This window comes from Streptomyces sp. 13-12-16, assembly GCF_002114215.1.
Taxonomy (GTDB): Bacteria; Actinomycetota; Actinomycetes; order Streptomycetales; family Streptomycetaceae; genus Streptomyces.
In genome coordinates, this window is the sequence record NZ_NCTE01000078.1 from 1 (window position 1) to 19,955 (window position 19,955).

Consider the following 19,955-nt stretch of genomic DNA (forward strand, 5'->3'; position numbering starts at 1 on the left):
GGCCGACGGGGCCCCCGCCCCCGCCGCCGTACCGGGTGCCGGCCCCCGGCGGTTCCTCCGGGCGGCCCTGGCGCGCGTCCCGCTCCCCCTGCGCGGCCTGCGCCCCCGCCTGCTGACGTCCTTCGTCCTGGTGGCCCTGGCCAGTTCCCTGGGCACCGGGGCCCTCGCCTTCCGGGAGGCGCGCACGGGGGTGCTCCAGCAGAGCCAGGACTCCGTCATCAACCGGTTCCGTACGAGCATCGACGCCGTCGCGCGCTACATCCCCCCCGCCCCGGACCAGTCGGACCTCCAGTCCGCGGCGAACCAGGTGCTGTACGCGAACCGTTCGTCGGGCTGGCGGATCATGGCCACGTACGGCGGCCACCGCGCCTACGCGCCGAGCGCCGGTTTCACCGAGCCGAGCCCCGAAATGCTCCGGTCCGTCCGGGACCGGCGTGCCGCGGTGTTCCAGCGGATGAACGTCGACGGGCGTCCCCGTCTCGTCGTCGGCATGCCCGTCATGTACGCCTCGGAAGAGGGCACGGAGCCCAGGCTCTCCGGGCTCGTGATGTACCTGGAGGTCCCGCAGACCACCGAGGAGGGGTACGTCGAGGCCATGGTCAGCGGCATCGAGCGGGCCACCCTGGTGGCCCTGTGCCTCGCCGTCGTCCTGGCGCTGCTCGCCGCGAGCGGCGTACTGCGCCCCGTGCGGGCGCTGCGCCGGGCGACGCGCCGGATGGCCGCGGGACACCTCGACGTACGACTGGACGTCACAGGCTCCGACGAACTGGCCGATCTCTCCCGGTCCTTCAACGAGACGGCGGCCGAACTGGAGCGGACCGTGCGGGAGCTGCGCCGTCTGGAGGCCCAGGGGCGCCGCTTCGTGGCGGACGTCTCCCACGAGCTGCGCACGCCGCTGGCGGCCATGTCGGCGGTCACCGACGTGCTGGACCTGGAGGGGGAGGGGGAGACCGGTGAGGCGCTGCGGCTCATCAGCGAGGGAACGAACCGGCTGAGCGGACTGGTGAACGACCTGATGGAGATCTCCCGCTTCGACGCGGGGGTGGCCGAACTCAACCGGGACGAGATCGACCTGGCCGAGTCCGTACGGCGCACCGTCGCCTCCCGGTGGTGGCAGGGGGAGGTGGAGATGCGGCTGCCCGGGCCGGGTGAGCTCCGTGCGCGCGTCGATCCGCGCAGGCTCGACGTGGTGACGGCCAATCTGATCGGCAACGCGCTGCGGCACGGAGAGCCGCCCGCGCGGCTGACCATGGCGGTGCGGGAGGAAGGGAGCGGCGTGGCGTGGGCCGTCATCGAGGTGACCGACAACGGACCGGGGATCTCCGAGGAGGCCATGCCCCACATCTTCGAGCGGTTCTACAAGGCGAGCACCTCACGGGCCAGGAGCGAGAGCAGCGGACTGGGTCTGGCCATCACGGCGGAGAACGTGCGCCTGCACGGGGGGCGCATCCGGGCGGCGAACCTGCCCGGGGGCGGGGCGGTGTTCACGGTCGAACTCCCGCTGCACCCCGCCGGCACCGATGCCGGTGCCGGCGGGGGCGGGGGCGGGGTCACCCGGTGAGGGGCTCGCGGACGGCCGCGCTGCTGTCCGGGCTCACGGCCGCGCTCGCGCTCACGGCGTGCGGGGTCCCCCCGTCCGGTGTCATCGAGGCCGGTGCACCGGCGAGCGGCATGTTCCCCCCCGACTCGGCGTCCCCCACGACGCCCGCCACCGTCTCCCTCTTCTTCCTGCGCGACGGGGAGCTGACGCCCTACCCCCGCCGGGCCGACGACGCGGGGGACCTCGGAGCCGTGATACGTCTGCTCTTCGAGGGGCCGGCCGGGAACGAGACCGCGACGGCCACCACGGAGCTGCCCCGCCCGGCGGACGCGCCACGGGTGGCGATCGCCGACGACGGCGCCCTCTCCGTCTGGCTCCCCGGTGAGACGGAACCGCTGAGCCGTCAGGCCGTGCTCCAGCTGACGTGCACGGTGAACCACGCGGCTCCGTCGGCCCCCACCCTCGTCCCCCGCGTCGAAACGGAGGCCGACGACGACACCGCGCGTGATTCCGCCGCGCCCAGCAGCCTCCAGGTGCTGGGGGAGGGATGGACGATGACGCAGCCGGACGACGCGTGCCCCGTCGCGCCCCGTCAAGAGGAGCAGCCGGAAGCACCGACCTCACAGAAACCCTCCGGCTGACCACCGCCCACCTGCGCGGCGACAGACCGACCACTGGCCCGGCCGGCAAAGAACCCCAGGTCGTCGACCTGGGGTTCCATCGTGGAGCGGGTGCCGAGAACCGAACTCGCGCTCCCGGTCCGGGAAGCGACGACGCTTGCGCGGCCGGACACTTCCGGCCCGGCCGTCCGCTTCCGGCGTGACCCCTGCGGGCGCAGGACCGCACCGCTGTCGACCGTGGCCGACCCGCCGTACGGGCTCACCATGGGCACGCCACCGACGCGAAGGCGCGGGAAGTCCTCCCGGGGAGCACCGCCGAAGCGCTGTGAGCGGCCCGCTCGATCGTGCCGTGCGGTCGATGCGCCTTCCCGGCCGGTCCTACGGGCGGATCAGCGCAGTCCGGCGAAGAGGTCGTTCTCGGGCAGGGCCGCGCCGGTGGCGTCCTGGACACGTACGAAGGTCTCCGTGCCCATCAACTCGCCGAACCTCTCCTTTCCCATCTTGAGGAAGAAGATGTTCTCGCCCTGACTGGCGTGCGCGGCCAACGCGTCGAACTTCTGACCGCTGAACGCGGTGGTGTCCACCCACGTGGTGATCTCGTCGTCGGGCAGGCCGAGCTCGGCCATCGCGGCGGCCTCGGCAGGGTCCGGCTCCGGCATGTCCGGATGGAACTCGCGCATGATCTCGCCGAACCGTCGCATCCCCGAGCGGGGCACCGTGGTCCAGTACACCTTCGGTGCCAGCGCGGTCATCTCCAGCGCCGCCATCGTGATGCGGTGGGCCTGGATGTGGTCGGGGTGGCCGTAGAAGCCGTTCTCGTCGTAGGTGACGACCACATCGGGTCGGTAGTGCCGCATGAGTTCCGCGAGCCGGGCCGCGCCCTCCTCCACCGGGGTCCGCCAGAAGGATCCGGGGGCGTCGTTGCTCGGCCAGCCCATCATCCCCGAGTCGGCATAGTCCAGCATCTCCAGATCGCTGACCTTCAGGACGCCACAGCTCGCTTCGAGTTCCTGACGACGCATCAAGGCGACCGCCGCCGGGTCGTGACCGGGCTCACCCGGCTTGACACCCCCCGGCCCGTCACCGCAACCGCCGTCGGTACACGTCACGAGAACCGTGCGGATGCCTTCCGCCGCGTACCGCGCGAGGACACCTCCGGTTCCGGTGGCCTCGTCGTCGGGGTGGGCGTGTACCGCCATGAGCGTCAAGGGCCGGTCGGTCATGAAGCAGTCCTCCTGCGGATGTAAGTCCCGGCCCGAGTACGCGGCGGGCGTGCCGCGATCCTGGAGCCCGGATCCTGGTGGGGCGGACGACCTCGCGGCCTCGGTGCTCCCGCCGTCCGGCGCCGGCCCCTCGGTCGGTGCAACCGTGCCGGACGCACCGGCTGTTCCCGGCGCGGCCACTTCGCCTCCGAGCGCCGGCGCTCGACGCGACCGGGGGACGGGCGAGACCCGCACGTCCCAGCACCACGTCGGATTCGGCTTCCGTCCGAGACCGGCTGTGAGATTCCGGCCGGTGGGCGGGCCCGGGGATGCGCGGAGCGGCCGAGCGCGGCAGTCGCGGTCGCACATGGCGGCCGGTCCCTCGCCTCGCCTCGCCTCGCCTCGGCTCGGGAGATCACAGAACGTGGGATCACCCCTGCGGACTTCGGCCTCCACGAGAAGTGGTTCGGTGCAGGAGACGGCGAGCACGATGCGGTGCCACGGCTCAATGCGCCGCACCCAACCGGCCGACCCCTCCGCCTCGCCGTCCTCCACGAGCCCGGTGAATCCCGCTCGTACTGCAACGGCAACGGAGGAGGAGCCCGCCGAGGAGTCGGACGAGGGGGCCGATGCGGTACCCAAGACGGACGCCCCGGCCGCCGAGAGCTTGCCCGCGGAGCGGTCGGCGGCCGCTCACGGGACCGGCCCCGAGGCCCCCCTCGGCCTCTCCGACCGGCGGATTCCCGTGTTCACACTGGGCGCGGGGCCGGCTCCGGTGGGCCTCGGCATCGGCTTCCCCGGGGTGCGGATGCGCCGCCGCCGAGCGGCTCGCGACGGCCCGGGTCCCCCTTGAGTCGGACCTCCGGCGTCCGCCTCAGGACGCTTGTCCACGCGGACTTACTCGGTATACATACTCGGTATGTCCATCCGCCACGGGCTTCTCGCCCTCCTCGAACGCGGCCCGCGCTACGGCTCACAGCTCCGTACGGAGTTCGAGTTCCGCACCGGCTCCACCTGGCCGCTCAACGTGGGTCAGGTCTACACGACGCTCAGCCGGCTCGAACGCGACGGCATGGTCGTGCAGGACGGTGAGGACGAGGCCGGCCACCAGCTCTACGCGATCACCGACAGCGGTCGCGTCGAACTTCGCAGCTGGTTCGAGCACCCCGTCGACCGCACCAGCCCGGCCCGTGACGAGCTGGCCATCAAGCTGGCCATGGCCGTCGGGGCGCCCGGGGTCGACATCCGTGACGTCATCCAGTCCCAGCGCCGGCACACCGTGAAGGCCATGCAGGACTACACCCGGCTGAAGGCGCAGGCCCTCACCGCCGTGGAGAAGAACGGGGACCGGGAGCGGGACGACATCGCCTGGCTCCTCGTCCTGGAGCAGCTGATCTTCCAGACCGAGGCCGAGGCGCGCTGGCTCGACCACTGCGAGTCCCGGCTGATCCGTCTCTCGTCGACCGCCCGGGCGGCGGGGCCGGAGCCGGCCTCGCCGGGGGCGGTGGCGGGAGCGGCGGGGACGGGGACGCGGGCGGCGGCCGGGGCAGAGGAGACCGCACGCCACCGCCCGTGACGTCCGACCTTCACGACCGGCCCCGAGCGCCCGAACGACCGGACCCACAGGGCCGACCGAGTCCACCGGCTCCACCCGACCCACTCGTAGCACCCGAAGACTCCGAACCACCCGACCAGACCCATACCGTACGCACGGCGCTGCCAACGACCGTCCGTCGCACCGACGTCCGGCCGTTCGCCGGCGTACGCCCGAGGGGGGAACCATGTCCACACAACAGCAGCAGCCCGTGCTGAGCCTGCGGAACCTGACCCGCGTCCACGGCTCCGGCGCCACCGAGGTGCACGCCCTGCGCGGCATCGACCTCGACGTCCACCCCGGTGAACTCGTCGCCGTCATGGGCCCGTCGGGCTCCGGCAAGTCCACCCTGCTCACCATCGCCGGCGGCCTCGACAACCCCACCTCCGGGCAGGTCTTCGTCGAGGGCACCGACATCACCGCCCTCGGCATCAAGGGGCTCGCCGCCCTGCGCCGCCGCAGCATCGGCTACGTCTTCCAGGACTACAACCTCATCCCGGCCCTCACCGCCGCCGAGAACGTGGCCCTGCCCCGCGAACTGGACGGCATATCGGCCCGCAAGGCCCGCACCGAGGCCCTCGCCGCCCTCGCCGAGATGGACCTGGGCCAACTCGCCGACCGGTTCCCCGACGAGATGTCCGGCGGCCAGCAGCAGCGCGTGGCCATCGCCCGCGCCCTCGTCGGCGACCGCCGGCTCGTCCTCGCCGACGAGCCCACCGGCGCCCTCGATTCCGAGACCGGCGAGTCCGTGCTGGCCCTGCTGCGCTCCCGCTGCGACGCCGGAGCCGCCGGCGTCATGGTCACCCACGAGCCGCGGTTCGCCGCCTGGGCCGACCGGGTCGTCTTCCTGCGGGACGGCGCCGTCGTCGACCAGACCCTACGCAGCGACGCCGACTCGCTCCTGACCGGCCGGGCGGCCCAGCGGTGACGACCTGGTTCCACTCCTGGCGGGCCGCGGTCCGCATCGCCCGCCGTGACGCCTGGCGCTCCAAGGGCCGCAGCTTCCTCGTCCTCGCCATGATCGCGCTGCCGATCCTGGGCGTGAGCGCCCTGGACCTGACCCTGCGCAGCGCCGAACTCACCCCCGCGCAGCGGATGGAGCGCACCCTGGGCGCCGCTGACGCCCGCTTCTCCGACGCCCGGACGGGCGGCGTGGCCATCCTGCAGGACCCCGAGGGCGAGCAGCACATCCCGGCCGGGGACTACGAGTCGCCGGGCACGCCCTGGCCCGACGGCCCGACCGATGTCACCAAGACCATCCCGGCCGGTTCGACGGTGCTGACCGACAGCACCGGCACCGCCAAGCTGACCACCACTCACGGTCTGCTTCAGACCGAGGTCCGTGAGCTGGCCGCCGCCGACCCCGTCGCCCGGGGCATCATGCGGCTGCAGGAGGGCCGCTTCCCCGAGGAGAACGACGAGATCGCCGCGACCACCCGGTTCCTGGAGAGCAGCGGGCTGTCCGTCGGCTCCACCCTCACCGCCCGCGGCTTCGACCGCACCTATGTGATCAGCGGCTCGTACGAACTGCCCAGCGACCTCAAGGCACAGCAGGTCAACGCCCTGCCGGGGACCTTCCTGGCGCCGTACGCCAAGGCGGTCGAGAAGGCCGGACTGCCGAAGCCCGACGTCTCCACCACCTACCTGGTGAAGAAGGCCGGTGGTTTCACGTGGAACACGGTCCAGACGATCAACGCCAAGGGTGTCCTGGTCACCTCGCGCGCCGTGGCCCTCGACCCGCCCGCCGACTCCGAGGTGCCGCTTTACCAGAAGGAGGGCTGGGCCAACTACGAGAGCAGCGGGGCCGCCGACGCCGCCGCGCTCGCCGCCGTGGGCACGGTCGTCGGTCTGGCGATGCTGGAGATCTGCCTGCTCGCCGGTCCCGCCTTCGCCGTCGGCGCCCGTCGTTCCCGCCGCCAGCTCGGCCTGGTCGGCGCCAACGGCGGTGCCCGCAGCCACATCCGGGCCATCGTGCTGAGCGGCGGCCTGGTCATCGGCGTCGCGGCGGCCCTGGTCGGCATCGTCCTCGCCCTGGTCCTGACCTTCGCCCTCCGGCCGCTCCTCGAGGACTACATGGGGCAGCGGTTCGGCGGCTTCACCGTCAGGCCGCTGGAACTGCTCGCCATCGCCGCGCTCGCCGTCCTCACCGGCCTGCTCTCCGCGGTCATCCCGGCCGTCACCGCCTCCCGGCAGACCGTCCTGGCCTCCCTCACCGGCCGTCGCGGCGTGCGCCGCAGCAACCGCGTGCTGCCGCTGATCGGCCTCGGCGCCTTCCTGCTCGGCGCGGCCATCGCCCTGTACGGCTCGGTCGTCTCCGACCAGTTCGTCCTGGTCGCGGGTGGCTCGGCCATCGCCGAGCTGGGTGTGGTCGCCATGACGCCCGCCCTGGTCGGCCTGTTCGGCCGGGCCGGCCGCTGGCTGCCGCTCTCGCCGCGCCTCGCCCTGCGGGACGCCGTCCGCAACCGGGGCCGTACGGCACCCGCTGTCGCCGCCGTCCTGGCCGCCGTCGCGGGCACCGTCGCCGTCTCGACGTACGCCGCGAGCCGCGACGCCCAGAGTCTGGCCGAGTACCGGGCCAGCCTGCCGCACGGGGCCGTCGCCGCGCTCGTCACCGAGGAGGGCGGCCGGGACGTCCCCGCCGTCCGCGACGCCGTGCAGCGGACGCTGCCCGTCGACGTCCGCGCCGACGTGTTCCGGATCGCCGTCGGAAAACCCGGCTGCGCCCCGTACGGCGAGGGCGAGGGCTGTGGCCGCTTCGACGTCGTCATCCCGCCGGCCAACGAGTGCCCGCTGTGGGCCGTCGCCCCCGACGGCTCCGACCCCGCGGAGAAGTACAGCAAGGAGCAGCGGCGCGCCCTCGCCAAGGACTGGCGCTGCCTCTCGCGCGCAGGCAACGGCATCTACGTCGAGGAGGGTCTCCTCGTCGCCGACGCCCCGCTCCTGAAGGTCCTCGGCATCGACGACCCGGGTGCGGCCAAGGCCCTCGCCGACGGAAAGCTCGTCAGCTTGCACAGGCCCCAGGTCGACAGGGACGGCACCGTCGGCATCAAGCTGATCACCGACCCGGAGGCTGCCGACCGCGCCGCCGAGCAGAACAAACCGGTCCCGGGCGAGCTGAAGTCCTTCCCCGCCTACCAGGTGCCCGGCTCGCCCGACTCCTACGGAGTGGAGAGCGTGCTCAGCCCCGCCGCCGCCAAGGCCGCCGGACTGACCACCGTCCCCCTCGGCGCCCTCTTCAGCACCGACCGGATGCCCAGCACCGAGCAGCGGCAGAGGCTCGACGCCGAGATCGCCAAGCTCGGCAGCAACGTCGAGCTGACCGTGGAGCAGGGCTGGGTCGACGGGAACGGGCTCGTCCTGCTCGCACTGACCGTCTTCGCCGGCCTGGTCACCATCGGTGCGGCCGGCATCGCCACCGGTCTCGCCCAGGCCGACGCGGAGGCGGATCTCAAGACGCTCGCCGCGGTCGGCGCCCCGCCCCGGGTGCGCCGCATGCTCAGCGGCTTCCAGTGCGGTGTGGTCGCCACGATGGGTGTGGTCCTCGGCTCGGCGGCCGGTGTCCTGCCCGCGGTCGGGCTGCGGCTCACCGAGGAGCGCGAGCAGATGCGCTTCTATCAGGAGGCTCTCGACCAGGGGTGGGGCGGCGTCGGTGACGCCCCGCCGTACGTGCCGGTCGTCGTCCCCTGGGAGACACTCGCCGCCCTCCTGGTCGCCGTGCCCCTCGGCGCCGCCCTGCTGGCCGCGCTGGTGACCCGCTCGCGCGGGGCGCTGGCCCGCCGCGAAGCGCACTGAGCCTCCGTTGCCTGACCGTGCCCCTGGACGAGGCTGGATCACCCTCGTCCAGGGGCACACCGTGCGGGAAAGCACGCGTGCGCGAGAACGGCGGCATGGAGATGCCGAGGAACGAGCGGGCTGAGGGCTCGCCTCCGGCTCATCTGTGTGAAGGTAAAGGTCAGCGCCATGCTGCGACGTGATGGGGGCGCCCTCGCAAGGCGTGCGTGCCCTCTGCGTGCCCCATCTCGGAGTGCGGGAGCACTCGCAAACCGCAGCAACGAGACCCCTATGAAACAAGCCCCGGGTCGCTGACCTGGGGCTTGAAGAAGAGCGGGGGACGAGAATCGAACTCGCGCTCTCAGCTTGGGAAGCCGAGGTGATCTACGGTCGATTGTGCGGCTGACCTGGGCGGGAGCGCTGCCGGCGTCCGATTGCGCGTGGGACCGGTATCCGGTGTTCCCCGTGGCTCCCCGCACGATCTGGCACGGGTCTGGCACGTCTGCGTTCTACGGACGGCAGAGCCGGACGCGTTGATGTCATCGTCGGTCGCCGTCGGCTGACCTTGGACGGCCCGGAGACGGCCCGGGAAGTTCGAGCCGGGACGTCGCGCCAGCTTGAGCGACGCTGACTACCTCGATGCGAACTACGGGCGGGACGGCCGTTGGGGTCTGCTGAGCTGGTCAGTGAGCTTCTGGGAGCCAGTGGCGACCGGTCGCAGTCGTCGTGGTTGCTGTACGTCGCTGCTGTACCGCAACTTCATGCCGCTTCGCAGCGATGCGCTTACAAGGCGGCACATTTCGATCTTGAGTGAGGGTATTCGAAGACTGCCCTCACTCATGGAGGTTCGAAGCCTGTGACCGTCTCTATCGCATACAAGGGGCTTGAGTTGATGCCCACGTGGTTTGTCGCCACGACTGCGGTCTTGGCTGTGGTCGGGATCATCCTGGCCTACCGACGGAGACAACGATGATCAGCTCAGAGCTGACGAGCCGTCGCCCATTGGTTGATGGAGGCGGCTCGCCCCGGGCCGTGAGAGACGGATCGAGCTCATCCTTGTCAGGTCGATCGCAGGGGACCGTCGACATCGGTCAACCCGGCTCTGCGCATCGGCCGGTCTTGCGCTGAGGTCCGCCGCCGAGCACTGCTGTTCGTGCTTGTTGGTGTCAGCCGCTGATGCCGGCCGCCGCACGCGGTCTTTGCAGGGGGCGACGCTGTTGAGAGATTAGGGCTGTCCCTGGCCTGGTGGAGGATGGTGCTCATGCGCGTTCTTTTCGACCCCCCTGAGCCTCGCCGCGTCCCGCCCGGCGAGTACCCAGTGTGGGACCAGGCTCTCGCCCTTCTGAACCGAGACCTGGCGGTGACGCTTCCCCGGCTGGAACCCCTGCAACTGCTGGCCCTCCCGTCCTACGATGCGGATGAGCCGGAGAACGTCTACGTCGCCATGGCCAACGGCGAGTGGCACGGCAATCACCTGGACCCGAACTCGCAGGACTGCCTCGTCTCTGCGCTGGCGAGCGTTGCCGATGCAGCGCAGGAGACCGTCATGGAGGTTCTGTGGCAGGCGTGGCCCCTGTGCCCCGAGCATGGCCTGGGCATGCATCCGAGGGAGGATGCACAGGAGCGACTGTTCTGGTGGTGCGCGGGAGAACGGTTGCGTCGCGGCCCGGCTCATGTCTACGCGGCCGTGGGTGCACTTGACGCTTTGGGAGCGTCGATCCGTACACGGTCTTGAAAACCGTCGTGGCAGCGATGTCACCGTGGGTTCAAATCCCACCGCCTCCGCGCGACGAGCAGTGAGAACGGCCCCTGACCTGAGCAGCCGGTCGAGGGCCGTTGTGCTGTGGAGCGCCCCTCTGGTCACCCGACAGGCCTTCTGGTACGAATCTGGCACGCGGCGAGTGATCGCAGAGCACAGCAAAAAGGCCCGGGTCTCTGAGCTGGGCCTTCTTCATGGAGCGGGTGACGAGAATCGAACTCGCGCTCTCAGCTTGGGAAGCGATGGCGCTTGGGCATCCACATGGCTGCTGATCTGCATGGATTTGTTGTACTGCCGTAGGCGTGAGCGCTTGGTGGCACCGCTGTTGACCGTGGTTCTCCGCTCTGAAGGGCACGCTATGGGCATGACGCCGTGAGGCGGGCGAGCGCCGTGTTCGCACCGTGTCGTCGTGCTCGGAACTCGATGAGGCGCGGATGCGCCGACAGAGGGATTCGCGATCGCCCAGTGCGCGGCCGGTGCTGTCGGTCGGCGATCAGCGCTCGCCGGGGGCCCCGGGCGGGGGCCTGTGCCTGTGCTGTTGGTGGGCGTCGGGGATGCCGTCGGCGTCCTCGTCGCGGTTCTCCGCCTCCCACAGCCTGCGGTAGATGCGGTCACGACGTTTGACCAGCAGCGAGGCCATGCCCGCGGCGAGCACCGAGGCCAGCAGGACCGCGGCCTTGATCTGCCCGGCGGCTGCCGGGTCGGGGAAGGACACCTCGGCGATCAGGAGGGCGACCGTGAAGCCGATGCCGGACAGCACCGCGAGGGCGAAGACGTCGGCCCAGGTCAGGTCGGGGTTGAGCCGGGCGCGGGTGAACCGGGCGGCGAGGTAGGTTCCGATGAAGATTCCCACCGACTTGCCGACGACCAGTCCCAGCAGCACGCCCAGCGGCTCCGGCCGGGTGAACGTCTCGCCCAGCCCGGGGAACGAGATGCTCACTCCGGCGGCGAACAGGGCGAACAGCGGCACGGCGAAGCCGGCGGACACCGGTCGCAAGAGGTACTCGGTGCGTTCCCCGGGCGAGGAGTCCTCCGTCGCTTCCCGGTCTCGGACGCAACGCAGGGCCAAACCCATGGCCACCCCGGACACGGTGGCATGCACCCCGCCGTTGTAGGTCAGCGCCCAGATGGCCACGCCCAGCGGCAGGTACCACCACCAGCCGCGCACCCGGAACCGCTGCAACAGGCAGAACACCACCAGCCCGGCGACGGCTCCCCCGAGCGCGGCCGGCTGCAGTCCACTGGAGAAGAACACCGCCACGACCAGGATCGCGCCCAGGTCGTCGACTACCGCGAGGGTCAGCAGGAAGGCCCGCAGTGCGGTGGGCAGGTGGGTACTGAGCACGGCGAGCACCGCCAGGGCGAAGGCGATGTCGGTGGCCATCGGCACCGCCCAGCCCCCCGCTCGCCCGCCGCCGGCCGTGACCGTGGCCAGGTAGATCGCCGCGGGTGCCACCATGCCGCAGACCGCGGCGACGACCGGCAGGACCGCCATGGCCGGGGTACTCAGCCCGCCGGTCACGAGTTCGCGCTTGAGTTCGATCCCGGCGACCAGGAAGAAGATGGTGAGCAGCCCGTCGGCGGTCCAGTGCTGCACCGAAAGATCCAGCCCCAGCGCGGGTACGCCGAAGTGGATGTCACGCAGTGACTCGTAGCTTCCGCTCCATGGGGTGTTCGCCCACACCAGCGCCACCGCCGCGGCGCCCAGCAGCACGAGGCCGCCGACCGTCTCCGTCCGCAGCGCCCGGGCCACCTGCACGCGTTCGGACCAGGGCAGCAGCCCGAGGAAGACCGAACGCGTACGCGGTGCAGCGCACAAGGAGGAACCTCCGGGTATCGCCACATGATCATAAAAGAACGCGACTTTTGCGTACTTCAGGGCAGGTTCTCCCACGCTATCGCGGCAGACCTCCCCGCCCATGCACGTGCCCGGCGCATCCGGACGCGGTTCCCCCTCTCGGAACCCCTCGTCTCCCCGCAGGGACCACCCGTTGGCCTACGCGGCGGGCGCGGGCACGGCGGTGACCGCGAGTACCTCGGCGCGCCGTGGGTCTCCGGCCGATGTCGGCCGAGGAGTACCGTGAAGCGAGGAGCTCTTTCGGTTTTCCCGTACCCGGTAGGCAGGCGAGCGCGATGTCCGACGCAGATTCCCCGCGGGTGACCAGGCTCCTGCCCGACGCCGTCCACCAGGCGGTCTCACGACCAGGAACCGCCGTGGTGCGGCTTGAGACGACCCATGACCGGCAGGGAGTGCTCGACGGCGCGTGGTGGCCCCGTTCCCACGACATCGCCGGTGAACTCCCCGGCCTCATCACCGCGCTGTCCGAGTACCTCGGGCCCATCACTCGTGTCGGTCTGGACAGCGATGCCTGGGAGGAATTGCCGACACGGATGACGATCGACGACCGTGTGGTCCACATCGACTCCTTCCCGGTCGGTGACGACACCGTCCTCATCACCCGGGGCGGCAATGACCTCTTCTCTCTCCTCGTGGTTCCACCGCACGCGATGCCCGACGCGGCGCGAGCCGCCATGGCCGCGGCCGTTCGCGCCGGCAGTCGGACGCCGGCGGAACAGATCCTCATCGACACCGGCACGGAGCGCACGGACCCGGGGCACCCGACCTGATCGTGCATGTACTTGCCGGAGTGGACCTCCTGACCGGTGCGGCGGGCTTCGCCGTCGGCCGGAGCCGGCTCGGGCGCGGAGGACACGCGCCCCTCACGCCGCTCTACCCCGCCGCGGCCATGAGGCGGGCAGCTGACGACGCGCTGGTCAGGGGTGGAACCACGAGGAGATCCCAACTTCCCGCGGTGTAGGACTGCAGCAGGATCCTGTGCGGGTCGAGTGCCTCGGCGAAGCGGTCGACCACCACCTCATGATCATTGACGACCACCACACCGCGCGGGGCGAGCCGCCAGTGGCGGGGGTTGACGGCGACGTGGGTGAGCCGGCCCCACAGCGGATCGATCACGTCGGCCAGTTCGCCGAGTTCGCGTGCCAGATCGCGGGTTCGGGGCCACCAAGCGCCGTCCGGCCGTCCGAAACGGCTGGCGGGCCCGAGGACGAGGCGCGCGGTACGCGGCCGGAAGGGCACCGCCTGCGGACGAGGCCGGGTGGTGTTCAAGATCATGGTGACGGGCCTGACTGCGGGCATCCGTCCATCGATGGACGGAGCGCCCGGGGGTGGTGTTTCACCGAGGACGGGACCAGCGGCGGCGCCGGCTCGCGAAAGCCCTCGATACCTTCAGGCTACTCCTCGAGGCGCCCTGACAAGAGGCACCGGCCTCATCGGCTGGACTCCAGCCACGAGCGGGCCGGTTCCTCCACACGGGTCGTGTCCACCGTGAGTTCGAGACGGGTGCCGCCTTCACCGCCCGCGGGGTAGCTGCGTTGCTCCGTCGCGGCGAAGCTTCGGCGGAGGACCTCCGCCACTCGCCGGGCGACCTCGGGTGACGCGGCGACGACCTGGACTTCGGCGTACCCGGCGGGGGGCGCTTCCTCGGACGTCATGACGACCTCGCTGTGCGACAGGGGCGGGGTGCCGGTCACTGTACTCCGCCGTGCCTCTCGGAGACTCGGCGTACGGCCTGCTCGGACGCCGCGAAGAGTAGGCTGACAGGACCGGGGACACTCCGCGCACAGCATTCGCGCCTGTGCCGTCCTCGGTGATCGAATACGCCGGGCCGGCCGCGGCCGCCTGGCTGATGGCCGCCGCGAGCGACCCGTGCCGGACAGCGACCGCGAGCAGCCTGGTGGCGGACGCCGCGCATCTGGTGACCGCCGAGGCCGACCGCACCGGGGAAGCGGTGTGGGAGTCCGAAGGGGGACACGGAGCCGGTGCTTCCGTCACTTCTCCGTGGCATCGAGTGGCCATCGCCGCGCCGACGGACCAGCCGGAGACGGTGTGAGGGCGATGGACATCGTCGTGACGGTGATCGTGCTGCTGGCGGTCGTCGCGGCAGGCGCGTTCCTCATCCACCGGCTGAACGCTCAGCACGGGGACAGGAGCGCCGCCTTCCACTACGGCCGCGGCGGTGCGGTCGCACCGGGCCGGAAGACCACTGACGGGTCGGCCGCACGCCGCCGGGTCGCTGCGGCGAACGATGCCGGCGAGCGTCGGGACGGCGGACGCGGACGGCTGCGTCCTCGACGCCGTACCCACAGGAAACCGGCACACTAGGCCCGGACACGGGCCCGCCGGAGGGGTGCGCCGGCTTCGTGGAGGCTGGAGAGCGCCAGCCGGTACGAGGCGACCAACCCCGTCTCCGCGTAGTCCACGCCCAGTTCCCGGCAGTACCGCCGGACGATGGTGCGGGCCTTGCGCAGGTTGGGGCTGGGCATGCTCGGGAACAGATGGTGCTCGATCTGGTGGTTGAGGCCGCCGAGCACGAGGTCGGTGAACCGGCCGCCGTTGACGTTGCGCGAGGTGAGCACCTGGCGGCGGAGGAAGTCGGGGCGGTCGTCGGCCGACAGGATCGGCATGCCCTTGTGGTTGGGGGCGAAGACGGAACCGAGGTAGACGCCGAACAGGCATTGGTGGACGGCGAGGAAGGCGATCGCCATGCCGGGCGGCAGGACCCAGAACAGGGCGGTCAGGTAGACCGCGCAGTGCGCGAACAGCAGGGCGCCGTCGAGCTTCCGGTGCCCCAGCCGGCGGTTGGCCACCGCCATGCCGCTCGACACGTGCAGGTTGAAGCCCTCCAGTGTGAGCAGCGGAAAGAACAGGAACGCCTGCCGGCGGCCGAGCAGGCGGGGCAGTCCGGTGGCGGCGCGGGCCTGGTCCGGGGACCAGACGAGCAGGTCGGGGCGGATGTCGGGGTCGAGGCCCTCGGTGTTGGGGTTGGCGTGGTGACGGGTGTGCTTGTCCTGCCACCAGCCGTAACTCATGCCGATCGACGCGCCGGCGATCCGCCCGGACAATTCGCCGGCCCGGCGGCGGCGGAAGACCTGCCGATGAGCCATGTCATGGGCGACCAGGGCGACCTGCCCGTACATGACGGCCATGAAGGCGGCGATCGCCAGTGTCCACCACGAGGGGCCGACGAGGACGAACGCGGCCCACCCGGTGGCGTAGAGCACGGTCACCGCGGTGATCCGTAACGTGTAGTAGCCGGGGCGACGCCCCAGCAGTCCGGCATCCGCGATCTTCTTCGACAGCCGGGCGAAGTCGCTGCCGGGGGTGTCGGAACGCGGGGCGGGGGTGGTGGCCATGGTCATGAGGGCGAAGCTCTCTGAGAAGCGGGCGGATGACTCGGAGTGCGAGACGGGCGCAGGGACCGGGCGCGTACACGGACGTGCCTGCGACGGCGCCTACCACCGAGGGGCACGGGTTTCCCGCCCGGCGGACCCCACACGGCCGCGCGGTCCCCTTGCCGCCGCCGGGAACGGAGCTCGGACTTCTCCGTCGGTGTCGGGCACGCGGTCGTCCAGCGCGGTGGCCGTCAGGAGGGCGGCGGTTCCCTCCGTCGCGTCCGGCGGGATCACCAGCAGGTCCCAACGGCCGAGTCCGGCGGAGAGCAGGACGACCCGGTCCGGGGCGTGCGGTGAGGCGGGGGCCTTGTGCAGGCGTACGACCTGGTTGGCGACGAACATGCGTCCCGGTGCCGCCGACCAGGCCGCGGCGTCCACGGTGACGCCGGTGATGTCGCCCCACGCGCTCGGCAGCGCGGCGAGCATCTGCGGGAGCTGCGTCAGAAGGTCGCGGGAGTGCGGCCACCACACTCCGTCGGTCCGGCGCGGCAGCACGCCGCGGGGCGCGAGACGCAGGCGGACGAGGGGAAGGGGGAGGGGCAGGGTGGACGGTGCGGGTGGAACTGTGGTGATCACGTGAGTTCTCTCTGACGAGGTGGGTTGCCAGGCGGTTCGGCAGGGCGAGCAGGGCCGCACGGTGAGGGGTGGTGACCGGTCGGGCACGGCGATCGGTGAGGCGGTCCACTTGCCCTGCCCGGGCCGACGCCGGGCGCGGGCCGGTGGGGGGACGGAGCACTGAGGGTCGTGCCTGCCGCTCTTCCGGAGGACGGCGCCGACGACCACCGCGAGTTCGGGGGAAGGGAGTCGGCGGGCGTGTGCGGGGTGAAGGGGGGAGCCCGTCCCGCGTGATGGACGCCGGTGGATACCGGGGGTGGAGCCGGTCCGCCACCGGCGTGCCTGATGCCCTCGGTCTTCCCAGCCTACTCCTCGGTGCGTAAAGGCGGCGTGACGGTCGGTCAGGAGTGCCGTAGGAGCGGCGGGCGGCCCCTGCCGCGGGGTTGCGGCAGCGGTGGGCGCTCACCACCGCCGTCTCATGGCGGCGGCACGCGCAGGGCGAGCAGGGCCACGTCGTCGGTGCTGCCGGGCGGCACGTGGGCGAGCACGGCGCCGCACAGCGTGTCCAGCGGTTCGCGGGCGAGGGCGAGGGCGTGCCGGCGCAACCGGTCCAGGCCCGTGTCGAGGTCGCTGCCCGGGGCCTCGACCAGCCCGTCGGTGTACAGCAGCAGGGTGGAGCCGGACTCCAGGGGATGTGTGGCGTCCGGCCGGCCCGCGCCGGTGACCGGACCGGTGCCGAGGAGCAGCCCTTGGCCGGCTTCCAGGTAGCACGCGGTGCCGTCCGGGGAGAGGAGCAGCGGAGGCGGGTGTCCCGCACTGGTCCAGTGGAGCGTCCACGGTCCCGTGTCCGGGTCGCCCTCGACGCGGGCGAGGATCAGGGTGGCCAGCGGGACGGTGGTGATGACCGGCATGGCGGCGTCGAGGCGGTCGACGACGGCGCCGGGCGGTCCCGTGTGGTCCCAGGCCAGTGAACGCAGGATGCCGTGCAGTTGCGCCATGCCGGCCGCCGCGGTCAGGTCGTGGCCCACGACGTCACCGATGACCAGGGCGAGCGCGCCGTCCTTCAGCGTGAAGGCGTCGTACCAGTCCCCGCCGACCTGGGAGCCCGCCGGTGCGGGCTGGTAGCGGGCGGCCAGCCGGAGGCGGCCGGGCCGGGGCAGCGGAGCGAGCAGGTTGCGCTGCATGGCCTCGGCGACGGCACGCTGACGGCCGTAGCGGCGGGTGTTGTCGACGACCACGCCGACCCGGCGGCCGACATCGCCCACCGCCTCCAGGTCGCCCTCGTCGAAGGGATGTGCCGGGTCGGTGCGCACCACCGTCAGCGCCCCGGTGATCCGCTCCTCGGCGCCGAGCGGCACCGTGACGGCGGAGCTTGCGCTCACGGCACCCAGGAAGCCGCCGTGGAGGGCGACCAGAGGGGATTGTCCGGCGGCCGGGGTGACGGCTGTCACCCGCTCCTGGAGTACGGATTCACCACCGGTCAGCGCCCGGCCCAGGGGTGAGTCCTCCACCTCACCGGCGTCCTCCGGGACGGGTGCGCGCCGGCCCTCGAATCCGGCGTTCCGTCCCTCCGGACCGGTCACCGCCACACGGTGGATCTCCCCGGAGCCGGTGCGGAGATCCACCGCCGCCCAGTCGGCGAGGCGGGGCACCAGCAGGCGCACCAGGCGGGCCAGTGCCTCGTCGGTTTCCAGGGTCTGCCCGAGGACTTCCGTGATCTCGGCGACCAGGGACAGCCGCTCGTTGAGGTCCTCCAGGGCGCGCGTGCGTGCCGTTCGCTCCCGGTGGACGTGGCGGTCCCCGGTGGCATCCGTGAACAGCAGCGCCATACCCCTGACGGAGCCGTCCTCCGTCAGGGGAGAGGCGGACCAGGAGACCGCCAGCAGGCGACCGTCGCCCCGCAGGTATGTGCCACCCTCCCCGCGCGCCGCCTTCCCCTCGGCCAGCGCGTGGAGCAGTGGGCACCGGTCCCGGGGCACCTCGTTGCCGTCCGCGTCCCGGTGCAGCAGGTCGTGCGCGTCAGCGCCCCGCATCGCCGCGGTGGTGCGGCCCAGCAGCCGCTCGGCCGCCGGATTCGCGGCGACCGCCCGTCCGGCTGCGTCCAGCACCAGCAGCGCCGTGTCCAGCCGCTCGACGACCTGCCGCCAGAACCCCGGCTCGTCCGCCGGCCACCGCCCCATGTCCTCACCCACCGCATCACGCACGCACGGACCCTCCGCAGACCGGCTTTCCGTCGATGGTCCTCCGATGCGGGCCTGCTCGCAGGGCGACGGGGGCACCTGGCGCACACCGCGTCGGCACGGCCCGCCGGTCCCGGCAAGGAGTGCTCGGGCCAGGGGTCAGTCGTCCTTCCGCCGTCTGTCCCGACTCCGCGTCTCCCGGATGGGCGGCTGTTCTCCGGCGGAGCCGTGCGCAGAGCTGTCCTCGTCCCGGTCCGCGGGGGCGGCTGTCCCGGCCGGGCCGGGGTGTCGGATGCTCAGTACGACGGACGCGGCCAGGACCGTGACGATGACGGCGAGGCTGATGGGCGACGGGATCTCCGGGATGCTGCTGCTGAAGAGTTCGTGGGACGCCTGGAGGATCAGTTTCACGCCGATGAAGGCAAGGATCAGCGCGAGGCCCTTGCTGAGGTAGTGGAACCGGTCCAGCAGTCCGGCGAGCAGGAAGTACAGGGCCCGCAGGCCGAGGATGGCGAACGCGTTGCTGGTGTAGACGATGAAGGCGTCGTCGCTGACCGCCAGGACGGCGGGCACGCTGTCCACGGCGAAGACCAGGTCGGCTGCCTCGATCGCCGCGACGACGGCGAGCAGGGGGGTGGCGACCCGCTTGCCGGCTTCCCTTACGAAGAACTTCATCCCGGCGTACTCGTCCTGGACGGGTACCACCTTGCGCAGCAGCCGCACCGCGATGCTCCTGCCCGGGTCGAAGCTCTCTTCCTCCCCCTTGAGGATCTTGTAGGTGCTGTAGAAGAGGATGACCGCGAAGACGAAGAGCACCGCGGTGAACCGGCTGACCACGGCCACCCCGGCGGCCAGGAAGAGGCCCCGGAACACCAGAGCGCCCATGACGCCGAAGAACAGCACACGGTGCTGGTAGGCGCGCGGCACCTCGAAGTAGGCGAAGATCAGCGCGAAGACGAACAGGTTGTCGACCGACAGGCTCTTCTCCAGGAGCCACGCAGTGGTGTACTCCACCCCCGGCGCCGTGCCCAGGACCAGGAAGACGACCGCGCCGAAGACCAGGGCGAGACCGATCCATACCGCGCTCCAGGCGGCGGCCTCCTTGAACCGGATGACATGCGCCTCCCGGTGCGCCAGCAGGTCCACGGCCAGCGACACGACCACGGTGACGGCGAACACAGACCACAGCCAGAACGGCACGTCGAGCACGAGAGACCCCTCACGAGGGCTGGTGTGGAAGCCTGCTCCTGCAAGAATTCTGGCTCAGGTGTCCAGGCTTGTCGTCCGCACCTGCGTAATGGCTGGCCGGGCCGCCGATGGCGGCCGTAAACCCTGTGCCGCGACGCAGTCGGAGGCGGAGTCCTCGGAGACCAGCGGAATGCCGGGGGTGCCGTAGCTGTAGGCGATTCTCTCCTGTGAGGCATTGACAGGCGGACAGGCCGGTGTGCGGGCTTCTGGGTCGAACCGCCTGAGGGTGAGCG

General features: G+C 71.7%; 17 protein-coding genes and 1 tRNA gene. 10 read left to right on the forward strand and 8 right to left on the reverse strand.

Annotated features, from left to right (window positions below):
• Both B7767_RS03590 and B7767_RS03595 read left to right on the forward strand, forming a co-directional pair.
• The coding region (locus tag B7767_RS03590; protein WP_373408182.1) for an ATP-binding protein at positions 1 to 1,561 on the forward strand (1,561 nt) is incomplete at its 5' end.
• A complete protein-coding gene (locus tag B7767_RS03595) occupies positions 1,558 to 2,181 on the forward strand; it encodes a hypothetical protein (RefSeq protein WP_085570827.1) in 624 nt (207 codons plus the stop codon). The genes B7767_RS03590 and B7767_RS03595, both read left to right, overlap by 4 nt.
• A 368-nt stretch (positions 2,182 to 2,549) precedes the next feature.
• Here the strand turns inward: B7767_RS03595 and B7767_RS03600 are convergent, their stop codons facing one another.
• Positions 2,550 to 3,383 (reverse strand): PIG-L family deacetylase, encoded by an 834-nt coding sequence (locus B7767_RS03600; protein WP_085570828.1) that lies wholly within the window; start codon positions 3,381 to 3,383, stop codon positions 2,550 to 2,552.
• An 898-nt stretch (positions 3,384 to 4,281) separates the two neighbouring features.
• Here B7767_RS03600 and B7767_RS03610 point away from each other — a divergent pair.
• From B7767_RS03610 to B7767_RS46135, 5 genes are all read left to right on the forward strand, one after another.
• Entirely contained in the window at positions 4,282 to 4,938 is a 657-nt protein-coding gene (locus B7767_RS03610) for a PadR family transcriptional regulator (protein WP_085570829.1), read from the forward strand.
• Between the two features lie 205 nt (positions 4,939 to 5,143).
• Positions 5,144 to 5,884 (forward strand): ABC transporter ATP-binding protein, encoded by a 741-nt coding sequence (locus B7767_RS03615; RefSeq protein WP_085570830.1) that lies wholly within the window; start codon positions 5,144 to 5,146, stop codon positions 5,882 to 5,884.
• Positions 5,881 to 8,748 (forward strand): FtsX-like permease family protein, encoded by a 2,868-nt coding sequence (locus B7767_RS03620; RefSeq protein WP_085570831.1) that lies wholly within the window; start codon positions 5,881 to 5,883, stop codon positions 8,746 to 8,748. Before B7767_RS03615 ends, B7767_RS03620 begins: the two co-directional genes overlap by 4 nt.
• A gap of 1,240 nt (positions 8,749 to 9,988) precedes the next feature.
• Positions 9,989 to 10,462 carry a hypothetical protein gene (locus B7767_RS03625; RefSeq protein ID WP_107485782.1) on the forward strand — a complete coding sequence of 158 codons (474 nt, stop codon included), beginning with the start codon at positions 9,989 to 9,991 and terminating at the stop codon, positions 10,460 to 10,462.
• Positions 10,435 to 10,512: transfer RNA gene (locus tag B7767_RS46135), tRNA-OTHER, on the forward strand. The genes B7767_RS03625 and B7767_RS46135 overlap by 28 nt, the downstream gene beginning before the upstream one ends.
• A 467-nt stretch (positions 10,513 to 10,979) precedes the next feature.
• Here the strand turns inward: B7767_RS46135 and nhaA are convergent.
• Positions 10,980 to 12,305: a Na+/H+ antiporter NhaA gene (gene nhaA / locus B7767_RS03630; RefSeq protein ID WP_256923303.1), complete on the reverse strand. Its 1,326-nt coding sequence runs from the start codon at positions 12,303 to 12,305 to the stop codon at positions 10,980 to 10,982.
• Positions 12,306 to 12,619: 314 nt separating this feature from the next.
• Here nhaA and B7767_RS03635 point away from each other — a divergent pair, with 314 nt between their 5' ends.
• On the forward strand, positions 12,620 to 13,114 hold the full coding sequence (locus B7767_RS03635; protein ID WP_085570834.1) for a DUF5994 family protein: 495 nt from the start codon (positions 12,620 to 12,622) through the stop codon (positions 13,112 to 13,114).
• 103 nt (positions 13,115 to 13,217) lie between these two features.
• Here the strand turns inward: B7767_RS03635 and B7767_RS03640 are convergent, their stop codons facing one another.
• Together B7767_RS03640 and B7767_RS03645 are read right to left on the reverse strand one after the other, a co-directional pair.
• Entirely contained in the window at positions 13,218 to 13,619 is a 402-nt protein-coding gene (locus tag B7767_RS03640; protein WP_085570835.1) for a DUF5994 family protein, read from the reverse strand.
• Positions 13,620 to 13,774: 155 nt separating this feature from the next.
• Complete coding sequence (locus B7767_RS03645) at positions 13,775 to 13,999, reverse strand: hypothetical protein (RefSeq protein WP_085570854.1); 225 nt, start codon at positions 13,997 to 13,999, stop codon at positions 13,775 to 13,777.
• 155 nt (positions 14,000 to 14,154) lie between these two features.
• Between B7767_RS03645 and B7767_RS03650 the strand changes: the two genes are divergently transcribed.
• Together B7767_RS03650 and B7767_RS03655 are read left to right on the forward strand one after the other, a co-directional pair.
• On the forward strand, positions 14,155 to 14,397 hold the full coding sequence (locus B7767_RS03650) for a hypothetical protein (RefSeq protein ID WP_373408183.1): 243 nt from the start codon (positions 14,155 to 14,157) through the stop codon (positions 14,395 to 14,397).
• 5 nt (positions 14,398 to 14,402) lie between these two features.
• Complete coding sequence (locus B7767_RS03655) at positions 14,403 to 14,669, forward strand: hypothetical protein (protein ID WP_085570836.1); 267 nt, start codon at positions 14,403 to 14,405, stop codon at positions 14,667 to 14,669.
• Here the strand turns inward: B7767_RS03655 and B7767_RS03660 are convergent.
• The 4 genes from B7767_RS03660 to B7767_RS03675 form a co-directional block, all read right to left on the reverse strand.
• Entirely contained in the window at positions 14,666 to 15,706 is a 1,041-nt protein-coding gene (locus B7767_RS03660; protein ID WP_085570837.1) for an acyl-CoA desaturase, read from the reverse strand. The two genes, B7767_RS03655 and B7767_RS03660, sit on opposite strands and share 4 nt — an antisense overlap.
• Before the next feature lie 93 nt (positions 15,707 to 15,799).
• On the reverse strand, positions 15,800 to 16,315 hold the full coding sequence (locus tag B7767_RS03665; RefSeq protein WP_085570838.1) for a DUF5994 family protein: 516 nt from the start codon (positions 16,313 to 16,315) through the stop codon (positions 15,800 to 15,802).
• Positions 16,316 to 16,770: 455 nt separating this feature from the next.
• Positions 16,771 to 18,498, reverse strand: coding sequence for a GAF domain-containing SpoIIE family protein phosphatase (locus B7767_RS03670; RefSeq protein ID WP_085570839.1), 1,728 nt, complete (start codon positions 18,496 to 18,498; stop codon positions 16,771 to 16,773).
• Positions 18,499 to 18,633: 135 nt separating this feature from the next.
• Positions 18,634 to 19,683, reverse strand: a complete 1,050-nt coding sequence (locus tag B7767_RS03675) for a TerC family protein (RefSeq protein WP_085570840.1) — start codon at positions 19,681 to 19,683, stop codon at positions 18,634 to 18,636.
• Positions 19,684 to 19,955 lie beyond the last annotated feature (272 nt).

Coding starts and splice junctions, on each gene's coding strand:
- B7767_RS03640 (WP_085570835.1), bottom strand. CDS start 13,619: ATGATCTTGAACACCACCCGGCCTCGTCCGCAGGCGGTGCCCTTCCGG.
- B7767_RS03625 (WP_107485782.1), top strand. CDS start 9,989: ATGCGCGTTCTTTTCGACCCCCCTGAGCCTCGCCGCGTCCCGCCCGGC.
- B7767_RS03615 (WP_085570830.1), top strand. CDS start 5,144: ATGTCCACACAACAGCAGCAGCCCGTGCTGAGCCTGCGGAACCTGACC.
- B7767_RS03655 (WP_085570836.1), top strand. CDS start 14,403: ATGGACATCGTCGTGACGGTGATCGTGCTGCTGGCGGTCGTCGCGGCA.
- B7767_RS03645 (WP_085570854.1), bottom strand. CDS start 13,999: ATGACGTCCGAGGAAGCGCCCCCCGCCGGGTACGCCGAAGTCCAGGTC.
- B7767_RS03600 (WP_085570828.1), bottom strand. CDS start 3,383: ATGACCGACCGGCCCTTGACGCTCATGGCGGTACACGCCCACCCCGAC.
- B7767_RS03635 (WP_085570834.1), top strand. CDS start 12,620: ATGTCCGACGCAGATTCCCCGCGGGTGACCAGGCTCCTGCCCGACGCC.
- B7767_RS03660 (WP_085570837.1), bottom strand. CDS start 15,706: ATGACCATGGCCACCACCCCCGCCCCGCGTTCCGACACCCCCGGCAGC.
- B7767_RS03610 (WP_085570829.1), top strand. CDS start 4,282: ATGTCCATCCGCCACGGGCTTCTCGCCCTCCTCGAACGCGGCCCGCGC.